At 65.8% G+C, this 16,138-nt stretch carries 10 protein-coding genes; 9 read left to right on the forward strand and 1 reads right to left on the reverse strand.

Annotated elements, in window-relative coordinates:
* Positions 1-48 precede the first annotated feature (48 nt).
* Positions 49-1,902 carry an ABC transporter ATP-binding protein gene (locus tag M2S36_RS19445; RefSeq protein WP_207830444.1) on the reverse strand — a complete coding sequence of 618 codons (1,854 nt, stop codon included), beginning with the start codon at positions 1,900-1,902 and terminating at the stop codon, positions 49-51.
* Positions 1,903-2,249: 347 nt separating this feature from the next.
* Between M2S36_RS19445 and M2S36_RS19450 the strand changes: the two genes are divergently transcribed.
* From M2S36_RS19450 to bcsC, 9 genes are read left to right on the forward strand one after another with little or no spacing between them, the layout of a single operon-like run.
* Complete coding sequence (locus M2S36_RS19450) at positions 2,250-3,740, forward strand: BcsE family c-di-GMP-binding protein (RefSeq protein WP_333957672.1); 1,491 nt, start codon at positions 2,250-2,252, stop codon at positions 3,738-3,740.
* Positions 3,737-3,922 (forward strand): cellulose biosynthesis protein BcsF, encoded by a 186-nt coding sequence (gene bcsF, locus M2S36_RS19455; RefSeq protein ID WP_207830441.1) that lies wholly within the window; start codon positions 3,737-3,739, stop codon positions 3,920-3,922. Before M2S36_RS19450 ends, bcsF begins: the two co-directional genes overlap by 4 nt.
* A complete protein-coding gene (bcsG, locus tag M2S36_RS19460; protein ID WP_333957673.1) occupies positions 3,915-5,534 on the forward strand; it encodes a cellulose biosynthesis protein BcsG in 1,620 nt (539 codons plus the stop codon). The genes bcsF and bcsG overlap by 8 nt, the downstream gene beginning before the upstream one ends.
* Entirely contained in the window at positions 5,531-5,749 is a 219-nt protein-coding gene (gene bcsR, locus M2S36_RS19465; RefSeq protein ID WP_063913611.1) for a cellulose biosynthesis protein BcsR, read from the forward strand. The genes bcsG and bcsR overlap by 4 nt, the downstream gene beginning before the upstream one ends.
* A complete protein-coding gene (gene bcsQ / locus M2S36_RS19470; RefSeq protein WP_233688252.1) occupies positions 5,746-6,453 on the forward strand; it encodes a cellulose biosynthesis protein BcsQ in 708 nt (235 codons plus the stop codon). Before bcsR ends, bcsQ begins: the two co-directional genes overlap by 4 nt.
* Positions 6,450-9,059: a UDP-forming cellulose synthase catalytic subunit gene (gene bcsA / locus M2S36_RS19475; RefSeq protein WP_233688251.1), complete on the forward strand. Its 2,610-nt coding sequence runs from the start codon at positions 6,450-6,452 to the stop codon at positions 9,057-9,059. Before bcsQ ends, bcsA begins: the two co-directional genes overlap by 4 nt.
* The gene (gene bcsB, locus M2S36_RS19480; protein WP_402801018.1) at positions 9,059-11,338 is read left to right on the forward strand and encodes a cellulose biosynthesis cyclic di-GMP-binding regulatory protein BcsB; all 2,280 of its coding nucleotides are present in this window, start codon (positions 9,059-9,061) and stop codon (positions 11,336-11,338) included. The genes bcsA and bcsB overlap by 1 nt, the downstream gene beginning before the upstream one ends.
* Positions 11,338-12,453: a cellulose synthase complex periplasmic endoglucanase BcsZ gene (gene bcsZ / locus M2S36_RS19485; RefSeq protein WP_333957674.1), complete on the forward strand. Its 1,116-nt coding sequence runs from the start codon at positions 11,338-11,340 to the stop codon at positions 12,451-12,453. The genes bcsB and bcsZ overlap by 1 nt, the downstream gene beginning before the upstream one ends.
* Positions 12,441-15,959: a cellulose synthase complex outer membrane protein BcsC gene (gene bcsC / locus M2S36_RS19490; protein ID WP_333957675.1), complete on the forward strand. Its 3,519-nt coding sequence runs from the start codon at positions 12,441-12,443 to the stop codon at positions 15,957-15,959. Before bcsZ ends, bcsC begins: the two co-directional genes overlap by 13 nt.
* Positions 15,960-16,138: the final 179 nt, after the last annotated feature.

The following is a 16,138-nucleotide window of genomic DNA, read 5'->3' on the forward strand; positions in this document are numbered from 1 at the left end:
CCCGCGAAGCAGGCAACGCGGTGCCTGGCACCGGCTTCGCATACCTGCCTACTCCGTCGCCTCGGCCACGCCCTGGTCTTCACCCAGGAACCCGCCGCTCTGGTGCTGCCACAACCGCGCATAAGTGCCATTCTTCGCCAGCAGTTGCGCATGGGTGCCTTGCTCGATGATGCGCCCTTCATCCATCACGATCAGCCGGTCCATGGCAGCAATCGTCGACAACCGGTGGGCGATGGCGATGACGGTCTTGCCTTGCATCATTTCATCCAGGCTCTCCTGGATGGCCACTTCCACTTCCGAGTCCAGCGCACTGGTGGCTTCGTCCAGCAGCAGGATCGGCGCGTTCTTCAGCATCACCCGGGCAATCGCGATGCGCTGGCGCTGACCACCAGACAACTTGATGCCGCGCTCACCCACCAGGGTGTCGTAACCGATGTTGCCCTGGCGGTCGCTGAGCTGGCTGATGAAGCCATCGGCCTGGGCGTTGGCCGCAGCGGCGCGGATCTGCGCCTCGGTCGCATCGGGGCGGCCATAGGCGATGTTGTCGCGAATCGAACGGTGCAGCAGCGAGGTGTCCTGGGTGACCATGCCGATGGCGCCGCGCAGACTGTCCTGAGTGACCTTGGCCACGTTCTGCCCGTCGATGCGGATTTCACCACGGTCCACGTCGTAGAAGCGCAGTAGCAGGTTGATCAAGGTGGACTTGCCGGCGCCGGAGCGGCCGACCAGGCCGACTTTTTCGCCCGGGCGGATGTGCAGGCTCAGGTCGTTGAGCACCTGACGCTCGCCGTTGTAGTTGAAGCTGACCTTGTCAAAACTCACCGCGCCCCCCGTGGTTACCAGCTCCACAGCATCCGGCGCATCCTTTACCTTGGGGCCGCGGGTGAGGGTGGCCATGCCGTCCTGCACGGTGCCGATGTTTTCGAACAGCGAGGTGATCTCCCACATGATCCAGTGCGACATGCCGTTGATACGCAAGGCCATGGCGGTGATCGCCGCCACCGCCCCGGTGCCGACCTGGCCTTGGTGCCACAACCACAACGCATAGCCGCCAGCCGCAATGATCAAGCCCACCACCAGCGCCTGGTTGACGATTTCGAACTGGCTGACCAGACGCATCTGGCGAAAACCGGTCTGCTTGAAGTCCTCCATGGCGGCGCGCGCGAAGTGCGCTTCGCGATTGGCGTGCGAGAACAATTTCACCGTGGTGATATTGGTGTAGGCGTCAGAAACCCGCCCGGTCATCGACGATCGGGCATTGGCCTGCTCCTGGCCGACCTTGCCCAGGCGTGGTACGAAATACAGCATGGCCAGGCCGAACAGCACGACCCAGGCAATGAATGGCAGCATCAGCTTCAGGGCAAAGCCACCGGCCAGGGCAATGATCGCGATGAAGTACACGCCGATCCCGGGCAGGATTTCGATGAGGGTGAACAACACATCGCGTACTGCCAGTGCCGTCTGCATCACCTTGGTGGTGACCCGGCCGGAAAACTCGTCAGAGAAGAACGACAAGCTCTGGCGCAGCATCAGCCGGTGAAAGTCCCAGCGCAGTCGCAGCGGCAAGTTGATCGCCAGTACCTGATGTTGAACCATGGTACGCAGCGCCACCAGTCCGATGCTGACCAGCAGGACGATGCCGATGCCCCACAGCACTCGCTTTTCTTCAGGGCCAACGGCGCCGCCGGCTTGCCATGCCGCGAGCAGGTCGACCACCTGGCCGAGGAAGGCAAACAGCCAGGCTTCGTAGATCGAGACCCCGGCACTGAGCAATGCCAGTGCCAGGATGTAGCCACGGGCGCCGCGGGTACAGGCCCACATGAAGCGCAACAGGCCCATCGGCGGCGGTGGCACCTCGTCGGGTGGGAAGGGGTCGAGCCAGCGCTCAAAGATACGAAGCATGCTTGTCTCCGGAAAATCCGTTTTCGCTTAGCCGGTAACCATAACGCACAGCGAGGCATTCGCCTGTCGACAAGCCGGGCGTGGGCTGCAAAGCAGCCCTGGTCAAACCGGCAAACCTTAACTGACTGACACTGGCCCTACGGCGGTTGTTAACAAAACTTTGCAATTTATTACATTTCTGCTTTATCTCGTTTTTCCTATGTGCTGTAGAATTGACGTTTTAGGCTGTCTCTCATCTATTTGTCGTTTTTTTGACGTATGTCATGATGCCCCAGTTGCAGATGAGCTACCGTTGCCTTCCAAACCGTTCAATCTAATTTTGCAGAGCCAGTGTTTTGACGAATGGAATGCCGTTGTTGGCTGTTTCCGGCTTAGGCGCCGAAAGCAGTCAGCTTCATGTACAAGGACTGTATTGGTTGGCCTGTGACAGCACAGAAGACGCCACCTTGCTATGCCGCCAGGTGCTCGGGGGGCTGCTCAAGCCCGTTCGGGCAGCCTTGGTCGCCGATGCGCAAGCCATGGGTGACGTGCTGGGTGCGCTCGATGCCGCGCAGGGCCCTGCCGAACTGGCGCTGTACGAAGCCGACCCGCAAGCCGTCCAGCACCTGGTCGATGACCTGCCGCGTATCGACGCTGCCGGGCGTGTGCTGGTGCTGCTGGCGTCCGCCGACGCCTGGGGTACCGGCAACGTTGAACGCTGGTGCAATACGCTGCGCCCGGTGTTGTTGGCCGAGGCCGCGCTATTGCTGGTCATCAGTAGCGACCAGAGCGCCGGGTTGGTAGAGCGCCTGCGCGTGTTCAACCAGAGTGTCGATGGGCTGGCCCAGGTGTACCGCGGCAAAGGCGGGGTACGCTACCTGCAGCATTTCTGGAGCAACCCGCTCGGCAAAACCGGTACGCGTGATGTGGAACTTACGCGGCTTGACGCGGGCTTTGCCGCTGCCGGGGCGCCGCAGGCACCCAGCGACACCGGTGGCGACGAGCTGTTGTGCCTGGCCCAGCGCCCGGTGCTGGAAGGTGCGCCAGCCTTCTCCGAGCACTGGCAGGTCTGCGAGAGCCTTGAGGAACTGGGCGCCAAAGCCAGCCGGGCGGTTTCCGCCACGGTCATCTTTGCCATGGATGGCGGGCAGCGGCTGGATAGCCTGGCGCGCCAGCTGCACCGCTTGCGCCAGTTGCGTGGCAGTGCTCTGAAGCTGGTGGTGCGCGAGATGGCGCCGACCCTGCGCTACCAGGACGAACAGCTGTTGCTGGCCTGCGGGGCCAGCCAGATCGTGTCGTTCGGTGCCAGCCTGTCTCGCTTCCTGACCATGGTCGAGAGCATCCAGGGATACCTCTGGCGCCGGCACCTGCCAAGCGATTTCGATGCCTTGCTCGCACGCCTGCGGCCGCTGGCCATTTGCGGGCTGGTGGCGCCGAGCGCGTTCGCCGAAGCCGTGCAGACCATGTGGCACGGGGTGCGCAACGGCGAAATCGTCCACCAGTTGCTGGTGTTGCGCCCGGCCCCTGGCCTGACCCCGCTGCAAGCTTGCTCGCGTACGGTGTTTCGCCGCGACGGTGACATCGCCTGCGTGGTGGGCGAAGTGCTGTTCCTGTTCCTGTTCGCCTGCCGCTCCGAAGGCGTCGAACAAGCGCTTGACCACATCTTCCAGTTGTCGTGGAAAGAGCTGTTCATCAGCCAGGAGATGCTTGCCGGTGTCGATAGCCTGGCCAGCCCTGCCTTCCTCGACGACAGTGTGCCACGGCCACCCCGGCTCGACGCGGCAGCGCACCTGTCTGCCCAGGCACGGCCGGCCCTGGCGCCGCGCCGGGTTGCCTTGGGCAAGCGGGGTACCGCATGAACTTCGTGCAACTGCTGCAAGTGATCGGCATTACGGCGCTGGTCACCTTGGCGCTGGCCCTGCTGCTGTTGCGCCTGCGTGCCACGCTGCGCGACTGGCTGCGCCGCCGCCTTCCACCCCGTTACCTGAAACCGCGGGGTGTACGCCACCGCGCTGCACGCCAGGAACCCCGTAATGACTAATACATCCGCCACGTTCCCGGTACTGGCCCGCTGGCCTGGGCTGGGAGGGTGGAACCTCTATTTCCTGGCCAAGTTCCTGCTGGTCGCCCTTGGCATGCTCGACTTCCAGGCGCTGCCGAACCTGCTGTTCGCCGCGTTTCTACTGGTGCCGTTGCCGGGCAAGTGGCTGCGTATTGCGCGGCAGCTGGCCGCAGTACCGATTGGCATCGCGTTGTTCTACCAGGACACCTGGCTGCCGCCCTTCAGCCGCCTGCTGGCGCAGCCGGGGGTGTTCGATTTTTCGTGGGACTACCTGCTCGAACTGCTCGGCCGGTTCATCAACTGGAACCTGCTGGGTGCGCTGGCGTTGTTGCTGGTGGGCTACCTGTACCTGCGCCATTGGCTGCGGCTGAGTACCCTGAGCCTGCTGGGTCTGGCGTGGTTGGCCGTTGGCGGCCTGCCATCGCTGGGGTTCAACGCGGGCCAGGCACCTGGCGCCGCGGCTGCCAGCCCCGCCGAGCAGGCGCAGGCCACCGCGGTTGCCGACAACGCCACGCTCGACAGCTGGCTCGAGCGGTTCTTCGCCAGCGAGCGTGAACGTGTGACAGCATTCCCGGCCATGAAGGCCGATGAGCAGCCGTTTGACCTGCTGGTAATCAACATCTGTTCGCTGGCCTGGGATGACCTGTCCGCCGTCGGGCTGCGAGACAACCCGCTGTTCTCGCGCCTGGACGTGATCTTTGACCAGTTCAACTCGGCCACGTCCTACAGCGGGCCGGCTGCCATCCGCGTGCTGCGTGCCAGCTGCGGGCAGTCGTCCCACGCCAGCCTTTACCAGGCCGCCCCGGAGCAATGCCTGTTGTTCCAGAACCTGGCCAGGCTCGGCTTCCAGAGCAACACCTTGCTCAACCACAGCGGCCGCTTCGACAACTTCATCGGCGACATCACCCAGCAGCACATGCCACAACCTGGCCTGCGCAACACCGACTTCCCGCGGGCACTGGTCGGCTTCGACGGCTCGCCGATCGCCAGCGACCTCGAGGTGTTGCGCCGCTGGTGGGGGCAGCGCCAAGGCGCGTCGGCCGAGCATGTGTCGCTGTTCTACAACAGCATCAGCCTGCATGACGGCAACCGTATCGTCACCGCCGACGGCGGTACCCGTGTGGCCGATTACACCACCCGCGCCACCCGCCTGTTCGGCGAGCTGGGCAGCTTCCTCGATGAACTGGAGCGCAGCGGCCGTCGCGTGGTCGTGGCCTTTGTCCCGGAACATGGCGCCGCGCTGCATGGCGACCGCATGCAGCTGTCGGGCATGCGTGAAATCCCCACACCGTCGATTACCCATGTGCCGGTGGGCCTGAAGTTCATCGGCATGGGCCAGCCTGCCCGCAGCGAGCCGCTGCATGTTTCGGCACCCACCAGCTACCTGGCGCTGTCCGAGCTGATCTCGCGCGTGTATGCGGGCCTGGGCGAGCAGCAGGTGCTGGATGTGCCCAGCCTGTTGAGCGACCTGCCGACCACCGAACCGGTCGCGGAAACCGCAGGTGCGCAGGTACTGAACTACCAGGGGCGCGCCTACATGCGCCTGCAAGGCCAGCCCGACTGGCAGCCTATCCCGAAGGAGCGCCCATGATCACTGGCAAGGCAGATCCTGCCGACCGCAGCGACGATATCGCCCAGTTGCGCCAGCACCTGGACATGCCGGACCTGAACTATCAGGACATCTCTTTGCTGGTGGGTGTCCAGCAGGCCCTGCAGCGCTGGCCGCTGCTGGGCGAAAGCTGCCGGGCCAGCGCCCAGGGCACGTTGTACACGACGGCGCCGCGGCGTGAGGTGCTGTCGCCATGACCAGCCTGGCGTTGCACGGGGTGCGCGGTGGCCTGGGGCGCAGTGCCTTGCTGGCCGCGCTGGGCTATGCGTTGCAGGGGGCAGGGGAGCGGGTCCTGCTGGTCGACCTGTGCCCAAGCAATCTGCTCGGGCTGCACTTCAACCTGCCCCTCGACATGCGCGAGGGATGGGCGCTTGCCGAGTGGGAAGGGCGGCCGTTCAGCGATGCCCTGTACGAGGTGCTCGATGGCCTGAGCCTGATGCCGTTCGGCAATCTGCCTGCCGGCACGCGGCAGCCGTTGCCCGACGCTGAAGCCTGGCGCGCTCGCCAGGCCGAGTTGGCCGAACACTTCGACTGGTTGCTGTTCGACCTGCCGCAACTGCCGGCTGATGTTGCTGGCCAAAGCATCGAGACCGACGTGCGGGTATTGGTGGCTGAGGCCGAGATGGCCAGCCATCTGCTGCTCGGGCGCCGGCCGGTCGAGCAGTACGACCTGCTGCTCGTCAACCGCTACGACCCGGCCAGCCGCTTGCAGAGCGACCTGCTGATGGTGTGGCGCGACCTGTTCCGTGATCGTTTGCCAATCCAGGTGGTGCACCGTGACGAGGCCTTTCTCGAGGCCCTGGCGTGCAAGGCACCGCTTGGCCACTACGCGCCGCAGAGCCTGGCTTGCCGGGACGTGCAGAGCCTGGCGGTGCGTTGCCTGACGAGGCGCCGGTCGTGACCCTGAACCCCTTGTCTGCCTATAGCTGGTTCAGCACGCGTGGCGCGCGGCAGCCGGTCGCCTGGCTGTTTACCCTTGGCGTGTGGCTGGCCTTCCTGTTCCTGCGTCTGGAGTCGCCCGCCTGGCAGGCTCTGTTGGCCGAGCGGCAGCGCCTGTACCCGCAACTGGCGGGCAAGCGCCCAAGCCTGGGCGACCCGCTACGCCTGCTGATCCAGAGCCTGTGGCTGCTGGTCCGGCGCCAACCGCTGCCACGCGAACCGGGGGTTGCCCGCCGAGCCTGGGGCGCGGTGCGTACGCAGCTGCGCGGCGTGCTGCAGGTGCTGCGCCACTACCGTGGCCTGCTGATCGCCCGCCTGCAGCAGCTGCCTGCGCGCTACAACGCCAGTGCTTTCAAGCAGGAGGCTTCGGCACGCTTGCGCGGCTTGAGCGTGTTCGCCCGGTGGGCGTTCTACAGCGTACTGACCCTGGGCGCCATCGGCCTGGCCGTGCTGTGCGTGACCGAACCGTTCGGCTACCTGGCGCAGCTGGTGTTCATCTTCCTGCTACTGGGCATCGCCATGCTGGTGCGGCACATTCCGGGCCGCTTCCCGACTCTGATGTTGATCGTGCTATCGACCCTCATCTCCTGCCGCTACCTGTGGTGGCGCTACACCTCGACCCTGAACTGGAACGACACCACCGGCCTGGTGTGCGGGGTGATCCTGCTGGCGGCAGAAACCTATTCATGGTTCGTGCTGATCCTGGGCTACATCCAGACCAGCTGGCCGTTGCAGCGCAAGCCGGCGAACCTGCCGGCAAATCCGGCGCACTGGCCGACCGTCGACCTGATGATCCCCACCTACAACGAAGACTTGTCGGTGGTGCGCACCACGGTGCTGGCGGCCCTTGGCCTGGACTGGCCGCGCGAGTGCCTGCGCATCTATATCCTCGACGACGGCCGGCGCGACGCGTTCCGTGCGTTCGCCGACGAAGTGGGGGTGGGCTACATCGTGCGGCCGGACAGCAAGCACGCCAAGGCCGGCAACCTCAACCATGCGCTGGGCGTGACTGACAGCGAGCTGATCGCCATTTTCGACTGCGACCACGTGCCGGTGCGTTCCTTCCTGCAAATGACCGTGGGCTGGTTCCTCAAGGACCCGAAGCTGGCGCTGGTGCAGACGCCGCACCATTTTTTCTCGCCCGACCCGTTCGAGCGCAACCTGGGCTCGTTCCGCCGTCGCCCCAATGAAGGCGAGCTGTTCTACGGCCTGATCCAGGACGGCAACGACATGTGGAACGCGGCGTTCTTCTGCGGCTCGTGTGCCGTGCTGCGACGTACCGCGCTGGAGAGCATCGGCGGCTTTGCCGTCGAAACCGTGACCGAAGATGCCCATACTGCCTTGCGCATGCACCGCCAGGGTTGGTCATCGGCCTATCTGAGCATTCCGCAGGCGGCCGGCCTGGCCACCGAGAGCCTGTCGGCGCACATCGGCCAACGCATTCGCTGGGCCCGTGGCATGGTGCAGATCTTCCGCACCGACAACCCGCTGCTCGGCCGTGGGCTGAGCCTGTTCCAGCGGGTGTGCTATGCCAACGCGATGCTGCACTTCCTGGCCGGCCTGCCAAGGCTGGTGTTCCTGACCGCGCCCCTGGCGTTCCTGTTGCTGCATGCCTACATCATCTATGCACCGGCGTTGATGATCCTGCTGTACGTGCTACCGCACATGATCCACGCCAGCCTGACCAACTCGCGCATGCAGGGCAAGTACCGGCAGACCTTCTGGGGGGAGGTGTACGAGACCGTGCTGGCCTGGTATATCGCCCGCCCGACCACGGTCGCGCTGTTCGCGCCGAAGAAGGGCAAGTTCAACGTCACCGCCAAGGGCGGCCTGATGGAGCAGGAACAGTTCGACTGGCGTATCGCCCAACCCTACCTGTGGCTGGCGGCGCTCAACGTCGCCGGCCTGGGCTTTGCCGTGTGGCGCCTGTTCACCGGCCCGGCGGCGGAAATCGGCACGGTGATCGTCAGCTCGCTGTGGGTGATCTACAACCTGCTGATCATCGGCGCCGCCGTTGCCGTTGCCGCCGAAGTGCGCCAGGTGCGCCGTGCCCACCGGGTGCAGATGCGCTTGCCGGCGGGGCTGGTGCTGGCCAGCGGTCACGCCTACCCCTGCACCCTGGTCGACTACTCCGACGGCGGTGTCGGCCTGCATTTGCACCAGGGCCTTGAGTTGAAAGCGGGGGAGCAGGTGCGCCTGCTGCTCAACCGTGGCCAGCGCGAGTTCGCCTTCCAGGCCTGTGTCACCCGTACTGTCGGGCAACACGTGGGCCTGGTGTTCCAAGACCTCAGCCAGCAACAGCGTATCGACCTGGTCCATTGCACCTTTGCCCGCGCCGATGCCTGGCTTGGCTGGAACGAGCAGCACGAGGTCGATCGCCCGCTGCGCAGCCTGGTCGACGTGCTGAAGCTGGGCGGTGTCGGTTACCTGCGCCTGGTCGAGCACCTGCCGCCATGGCTGCGGGCGTGGCTGCGCCCACTGCGCACGCTGGCGCACTGGCTGGCCAGCTACAGGCCCCGCACACCACGGCCTGTCCTTTCCATGAACCCTGTTGATCGAGACGCATGATGACTGGTTATCCCGCGCGTACCTGGGGCCTGGCGATGGCGCTGCTTGCTGCCTTGTCGCAGAGCGCCGCTGCCGCCTCCGTAGCCCCGCTTGCCGAGCCGGCCGTACCCACGGTACCGAACTGGCCGGTTGCGAAAACCTTCGAGCAGCTCGGGCATGCGTCCGACAGCCTGCTGCTGGGGGTACGCAACAGCGAGCATATCGAATTCGGCCTGCGGCGCGATCGCCTGGCCACCGACGCCAGCCTGCAGCTGGACTACACACCTTCGCCCGCACTGTTGCCGAACCTGTCGCACCTGCGCGTGTATCTCAATGACGAGTTGATGGGTGTGGTGCCAGTGGAGAAAGACCAGCTTGGCCAGCGTGTGCGCCGCCAGCTGCCACTGGACCCTAAGCTGCTCAGCGACTTCAACCGGGTTCGCCTGGAGTTCGTCGGGCATTACACCGACATCTGCGAAGACCCGGCGCACAGCGGCCTGTGGCTAAACCTGAACCGCAAGAGCCAGGTGCAGCTGCACGAACAGGCCCTGGCCCTGGACAACGACCTGGCGTACTTCCCGCTGCCGTTCTTTGACGTGCGCGACACCGGCAAGGTAACGCTGCCGGTGGTGTTCAGCGGTGTGCCGAGCCTGGGTGAGCAGCGTGCGGCGGCGATCCTGGCGTCCTACTTCGGCAGCCAGGCCGGCTGGCGCAAGGCCAGTTTCCCGGTGCTGTACAACAGCCTGCCGGCCCGTGGCGATAAACCCACGCCGAGCATCGTGTTTGCCAGCAACGACCGTCGCCCGGCCTTCCTCGCCGACCTGCAGCAGTTCCCGCCGGTCGACGGCCCGGTACTGCAAATGATCGACCACCCGGACGACCGCTTCAGCAAAGTGCTGCTGGTGCTGGGCCGCAACGACGATGACCTGGTCAAGGCCGCCTCGGCGCTGGCGGTTGGCAACAACCTGTTCCGCGGTGCCCGGGTGAAAGTCGAGCAGATGACGGCACTGCAACCGCGCCAGCCCTACGATGCGCCGAACTGGACACGCACCGATCGCCCGGTACGCTTCGCCGAGCTGCTCGATTACCCCGAGCAGCTGCAGGTCAGCGGCCTGCAACCGCGGCCGGTGACGCTGGAATTGAACCTGCCGCCCGACCTGTTCGTCTGGCGCAACCAGGGCATTCCGCTGCGTACGCTGTACCGCTACACGGCCCCGGCAGTGACCGACGAATCGCGGCTGAGCATCAGCGTCAACGACCAGTACATCACCAGCATGCCGCTGGTGGGCAATGACCGGCGCGGCGGCACACTGGAGGAAATGCGCCTGGCGGTACTGTCCGGTGACAACACCGCATTGACCGAGAAGTCGCTGGTACCGGCGTTGAAGATCGGCGACCGCAACCGCCTGCGTTTCGATTTCAGCTTTGCCAGCACCCTGGGCAGCGCCCAGCGCGACCGCTGCCAGACCTCGTTGCCGGTGGATGTGCGTGCGGCGATCGACGACAACTCGACGATCGACCTTTCCGGTTACCACCACTACATCGCCATGCCCGACCTGCGCGCATTCGCCCGCAGCGGCTTCCCGTTCAGCCGCATGGCCGACCTTTCCGAAACGCTGGTCATCATGCCGGCCAAGCCCACGACGATGCAGGTGGGTACCTTGCTCGATGCGGTCGGTGGGCTGGCCGGGCAGATCGGCTACCCGTCGCTTGGCCTGCAGCTGGTCGATGACTGGAAGCAGGCTGCAGCGGCCGACGCCGACTTGCTGCTGCTTGGCAGCCTGCCCGAGGCGCTGGGCGATGCGCCCAACCTTGGCCTGCTGCTCAGCGCCCAGCGGGACTGGCTGCTGCAAGGCCGTAGCGCGGGGCTGCCGGGCAGCCAGCGCTTCGATACTGCGCCGGTGGCCGCGAGCAGCCGTGTGGCCGTCAGCGCGCAGGCGCCGATTGCGGCCATTACCGGGCTGAAGTCGCCGTTCCACGAGCAGCGCAGCGTTGTCGCCCTGTTGGCCAACAGCGATAGCGACTATGCGTTGCTGCGCGATGTGCTCGGCGATGTGGGCAAGCTTGATGCAGTGGCCGGTTCGGTGACGCTGGTGCGCAGCAGCGGCGTCACCAGCCAGTTCGTAGGCGAGCACTACTTTGTTGGCGCGCTGCCGTGGTGGCTGCTGCTGTGGTTCCACCTGTCCGAACACCCGGTGCTGCTGGCGGCGATCGCGGCCATTTGCGTGGTGTTGTTCGCCTTCCTGTTGTGGCGGGCACTGCGCTGGGCAGGCAAGCGTCGCCTGGGTGAGGCGGGGTGATGATGCGTCGGTTGCTGGTAGGGCTGGTCACCTTGGGCCTGCCCGTTTTCGTCAACGCCGCGCCGGCCTGTCCTTGGCCCGCCTGGGACCGCTTCAAAGCTGAGCTGGTGAGCGTCGACGGTCGGGTCATCGACCCGAGCGATGAGCGCCTGATCACCACCTCGGAAGGGCAGAGCTATGCGCTGTTCTTCGCCTTGGTGGGCAATGACCGGCAAACCTTCGCGCAGGTGTTGCGCTGGACCAGCAACAACCTGGCAGAGGGCGACCTGGCCCGGCATCTGCCCGCCTGGCTGTGGGGCCGTAATGGCCAGCAGCAGTGGCAGGTACTGGATGCCAACAACGCCAGCGATGCCGACCTGTGGATTGCCTACAGCCTGCTGGAAGCCGGGCGGCTGTGGGACGAGCCGGCCTACACGCAGCTGGGCCAGCGTTTGCTGTGGCGTATCGCCGCGCAGACCGTGCGCAAGCTGCCGGGCCTCGGGCTGATGCTGCTGCCGGGGGACTACGGTTTCGAGGACGCCCGCGGCGCCCGCCTGAACCCCAGCTATTTGCCGCTGCAGTTGTTCGATCGCTTCAACCTGGTTGACCCGTTGTGGGGCGAACTGGCGGCCAACACACGGCGTTTGTGGCTGGCTTCGTCACCAAAGGGCTTTGCCCCGGACTGGCTGCTGTGGACGCCAGCCGGTGAATTGGCAGCGGACCCGCAACATGGCAGTGAAGGTGACTACGACGCCATTCGCGTCTACCTGTGGGTGGGCATGCTGGCCAAGGACGCGGCACAGCGTGCCGAGCTGGTGGCCCACTATGCCCCGATGGCGGCATTGACCGCGCGCCAGGGTCTGCCGCCAGAGCATGTGGATGCGCACAGCGGTGTTGCCAGTGGCCATGGCCCGACAGGTTTCTCTGCGGCGTTGCTGCCGTTGCTGGCGGCATCGCCGGAGCACGTCGCAGGCCTGGCGGCCCAGCGTCAGCGCTTGCGCGAGCAGCCAGTCGAAGCCAAGGCCTATTACAGCCAGGTGCTGGCGCTGTTTGGCCAGGGTTGGGACCAAGGCCGTTACCGTTTTGACCCGCACGGCCGCCTGTTGCCTGCCTGGAGCACGCCATGCAGCGAATGATTGGTGTGCTGATGCTAGCAGCGGTGACCTGCCAGGCCACCGCGCAACCCAAAGATGCCGGCGAACAGCGCCAATGGCTGTTGGACCAGGTGCGTCGCGGCGAGGCGCTGCATCGTGACGACCTGGTGCGCGACGCACTGGGGCGGCTGCAATTGCTCGAGCCGCGCAACCCGGACGTGTTGCTGGCAGCCTTGAGCCTGGCATTGCGCGAAAAGAACAGCATCGAGGCCGAGCAGTTGAGTGCCCGGATCAGTGCCATTGCGCCCGGCAGCTTGCAGGCACGCCAGGCCAGGCGTCTGCTTGAGCTGCAGCAACCGGAGCGCGCGCGGCAATTGCAGCAGGCCCACCTGCTGGCTGTCACCGGGCGCAATGAAGAGGCGCTGGCGGCCTATGAACAGCTGTTCGCTGGCGAGCCACCAAGCCTTGAACTGGCCCTGGACTACTGGCGCGTGCGCGGCAACCTGCCAGGCCAGCGCCCTGAAGCGATCAGCCAGTTGCAGCAACTGGACCGGCAGTACCCGGGCAGTGCCGGGTTGCGCCAGACCCTGGCGGGTTGGCTGTTCGCCGAAAATCGCGACCGCGAAGCCTTGGCCTTGCTCGATCAGCTGGCACGCGACCCTGGCGCACGGGATGCCGCAGCCCAGCGTGAGTTCGACTACCTGTCCGGGCAAGCGGTGAGTGCCGCCAGCGCGGCGGCCTGGCAAGCGTTTCTCCAGCGCTACCCGGCCTCACCGTTGCAGGCGCAAGCCAGCGAGACCCTGCAGCAGCAACGCAAGCTGCTGGCCGACCCATCCTGGCAGGCTGGCCAGCGGGGCATGGCATTGCTCGACAAGGGCCGTAACGCTGAAGCCGAGGCGCAGTTGCGCCGGGCGCTGCGCCAGTACCCGGACGATGCCCGCTTGCACGGCTCCCTGGGGTATGCGCTGATGCGGCAAAGCCGCTATGAGGAGGCCAATGCGGCGTTCCGGGCGGCAAGTGCCAAGGAGCAGGACACCTACTGGATCAGCCAGTGGAAGGACCTGGAGTCGTCCAGCCAGTATTGGGCCCTGCTCAACAAAGGTGAGCGGGCCCTGCAGGCGAAAGACATGCGCGGTGCGCGCGCCTTCTACCAGCAGGCACGACAGCAGCGCCCGAAAGAGGAGTATGCCTTGCTGGGCCTGGCGGATGTCTCGCTGGCCGAGGGCGATACAGCGGCCGCCGAGCGGCAATTCCTGCAGGTTCGGCGCATGGCACCGGATAACGAAAGTGCCGTGCGCGGCCTGGTGCGCGTGTATCAGGCGCAATCGCCCGACAAGGCGCGGGCGTACCTGGAGAGCCTGCCGCCTCGGCAGCAAGCGCAGTTCGCCAGCCTGCGCCGCAGCCTGGAACTCGCCCGCCTGCGCCAGCAAGGTGACCAAGCTTTGCAGCGCCAAGACTGGGCGGCGGCCAGCCAGGCGCTGGGCCAGGCCACGGCCTTGGCGCCCGACGAGCCATGGCTGGTCTACCAGTTGGCCAACAGCCTGCGCCATCTGGGGCGTACCGCCGAGGCCGACGCGGCATTCGCCAGGATCGTGCAGCGCCAGCCGGGCGATGCCTCTACCCGCTATGCCCACGGCCTGTTCCTGGAGTCCAGCGACCGCGATGCGCTGGCCCTGGACAGCCTGGGCGCCGTACCGCAGACGGCCTGGAGTGCTGACATGCATGCACTGGAGCAGCGTATACGCCGTCGCATGACCCTGGCCTCGGCGCAGCAACTGCAAGCGCAAGGCCGCACGGCTGAAGCGACCAGCCTGCTCGAGGCCAGCCTGGCGCGTGGTGAAGGCAGCACCGACGACCTGATGCTGTTGGCTGACTGGGCGGCGGCGAACGGTGAGCCTGGTAAAGCGCGCGGCTATTACCAGCGCGTGCTTGCTGCGCAGCCTGGGCAACCGCAAGCGCGCCTTGGCCTGATCGAAAGCGCGGTGGCCGAAGGCAATCTGGCACAGGCCCGGCACATGCTGGCTGTGCAGGTGCCACAACTGGCTGCTGATGACAGCAACGCCCAGCGGCGCCTGGCAGCTGTCTGGGTCGCCTTGGGCGAACACGACCAGGCGGCCAGAATGCTCGACCAGATCGCAGCGCAGCAGCCTCGCCCCGACCCCTTGTTGCGGCGTGACGCTGCCCGCCTGGTGGCGCAGGATGACCCGCAACGGGCGCTGGACCTTTACGCCGCAGCAATGGCAGATGCGCAGTTGCTCGAGCGTGCCGCCGTGTCGCCACGGGATGACCGTGCACTGACGCTGGCCAGCCGTGAGCAGGATGACGACGACTGGCTGGCACGCAGCCTGCGCAGCGACGTCGATGCACTGTATCGCCAGCGCAATACCCATGTGACGTTGATGCACGACTACGGTTGGCGCGAGGACGATGGTACGCCGGGCACATCTGAACTGAGTACCCAGTCGACCTTGCTGCATGTCGATACCCCTTGGCAGGACGGCACTGCCTTTGCGCGGGTGGAGCGCATCGGCATGGATGCGGGCTCATTCGAGCAGAACGACCAAAGGCGCTATACCCCGGACTTCGGTAGCTGCCAGTTTGTGGGCCGCACCGCTGACGGGAAGTCGCTCCCTGCGTGCGAGGGTGGTTCGCAAACGGCGGACGGTAGCGTGCTGGCGCTGGGTTGGCAGGGCAAGCGCTGGGCCTTCGACCTGGGGACCACCCAGGGCTACGCGATCAACAACTGGTTGGGGGGCGCCACGGTCAACGGTGACCTTGGCCAGGTCGGCTGGTCGCTGACCGCTTCGCGACGGCCGATGAGCAACTCGCTGTTATCCTTTGCGGGAGCACGTGACCGCCCGACGGGCGTGCGCTGGGGTGGGGTCACGGCCAATGGCGCCACGCTCGGCCTGAGCTGGGACCAGGGCGGTGATAACGGGGTCTGGGCCAGCCTGGGGCACCACTGGCTGTATGGCGAGAACGTCGCCGACAACCAGCGCACCCGGGCCATGGCCGGCTATTACCACCGCGTGGTGGAAAAAGCCGACGAGCGTGTGCGCGTGGGCCTGACGCTGATGCACTGGCGTCACGACAAGGACCTGGGTGGCTACAGCCTGGGGCAGGGCGGCTACTACAGCCCGGAGCGCTACACATCGATTGGCGTGCCGGTCAGTTATGCCTGGCGCAACTACGACTGGTCGGTGCTGCTGGAAGGCTCCGTCAGCTGGTCCCAGGCCCACAGCGGCCGCAGCCGCCTGTACCCGGACGCGCACGTCAACCGCAAGGTACTGGCGCAGTATGACGTTGACTCCAACCTCGACGCCATGAACGACGCCAGCGACAGCAGCGGGCTGGGCTACCGCCTGCGTGGGCTGTTCGAGCGGCGCCTGAGTGACCATTGGGTGTTGGGCGCCGGCTTCGACTGGCAGCACAGTGATGACTATGCGCCTAGCCATGGCATGCTCTACCTGCGCTACCTGTTCGAGCCGTGGCGGGGCAACCTGGCGCTGCCGGTGACACCGCTGGAACCCTACAGCGAGTGGCGTTGACGAAGATGTGTCACCTGTAGGAGCGGGGGCCCTGTGGGAGCGGTTAAAGCCGCTCCCGCAGGGTACGCGTATCGCTTGCGAATTCAGTTCTCTACGCGACAGCGCAGCCCCAACGGGTTTGCTATCCCGGTGTTGACACCGGGTACGCCGCCGCCCCATTATCCAGCCATATCCACGCA

Source organism: Pseudomonas sp. SF2 (assembly GCF_036858055.1).
GTDB lineage: Bacteria > Pseudomonadota > Gammaproteobacteria > Pseudomonadales > Pseudomonadaceae > Aquipseudomonas.

Excerpts from the sequence above, each read along its gene's own strand:
- bcsB (WP_402801018.1), top strand. The coding sequence starts at position 9,059 with ATGACTGGTTATCCCGCGCGTACCTGGGGCCTGGCGATGGCGCTGCTT.
- bcsZ (WP_333957674.1), top strand. The coding sequence starts at position 11,338 with ATGATGCGTCGGTTGCTGGTAGGGCTGGTCACCTTGGGCCTGCCCGTT.
- bcsR (WP_063913611.1), top strand. The coding sequence starts at position 5,531 with ATGATCACTGGCAAGGCAGATCCTGCCGACCGCAGCGACGATATCGCC.
- bcsC (WP_333957675.1), top strand. The coding sequence starts at position 12,441 with ATGCAGCGAATGATTGGTGTGCTGATGCTAGCAGCGGTGACCTGCCAG.
- bcsF (WP_207830441.1), top strand. The coding sequence starts at position 3,737 with ATGAACTTCGTGCAACTGCTGCAAGTGATCGGCATTACGGCGCTGGTC.
- M2S36_RS19450 (WP_333957672.1), top strand. The coding sequence starts at position 2,250 with ATGCCGTTGTTGGCTGTTTCCGGCTTAGGCGCCGAAAGCAGTCAGCTT.
- bcsQ (WP_233688252.1), top strand. The coding sequence starts at position 5,746 with ATGACCAGCCTGGCGTTGCACGGGGTGCGCGGTGGCCTGGGGCGCAGT.
- M2S36_RS19445 (WP_207830444.1), bottom strand. The coding sequence starts at position 1,902 with ATGCTTCGTATCTTTGAGCGCTGGCTCGACCCCTTCCCACCCGACGAG.
- bcsG (WP_333957673.1), top strand. The coding sequence starts at position 3,915 with ATGACTAATACATCCGCCACGTTCCCGGTACTGGCCCGCTGGCCTGGG.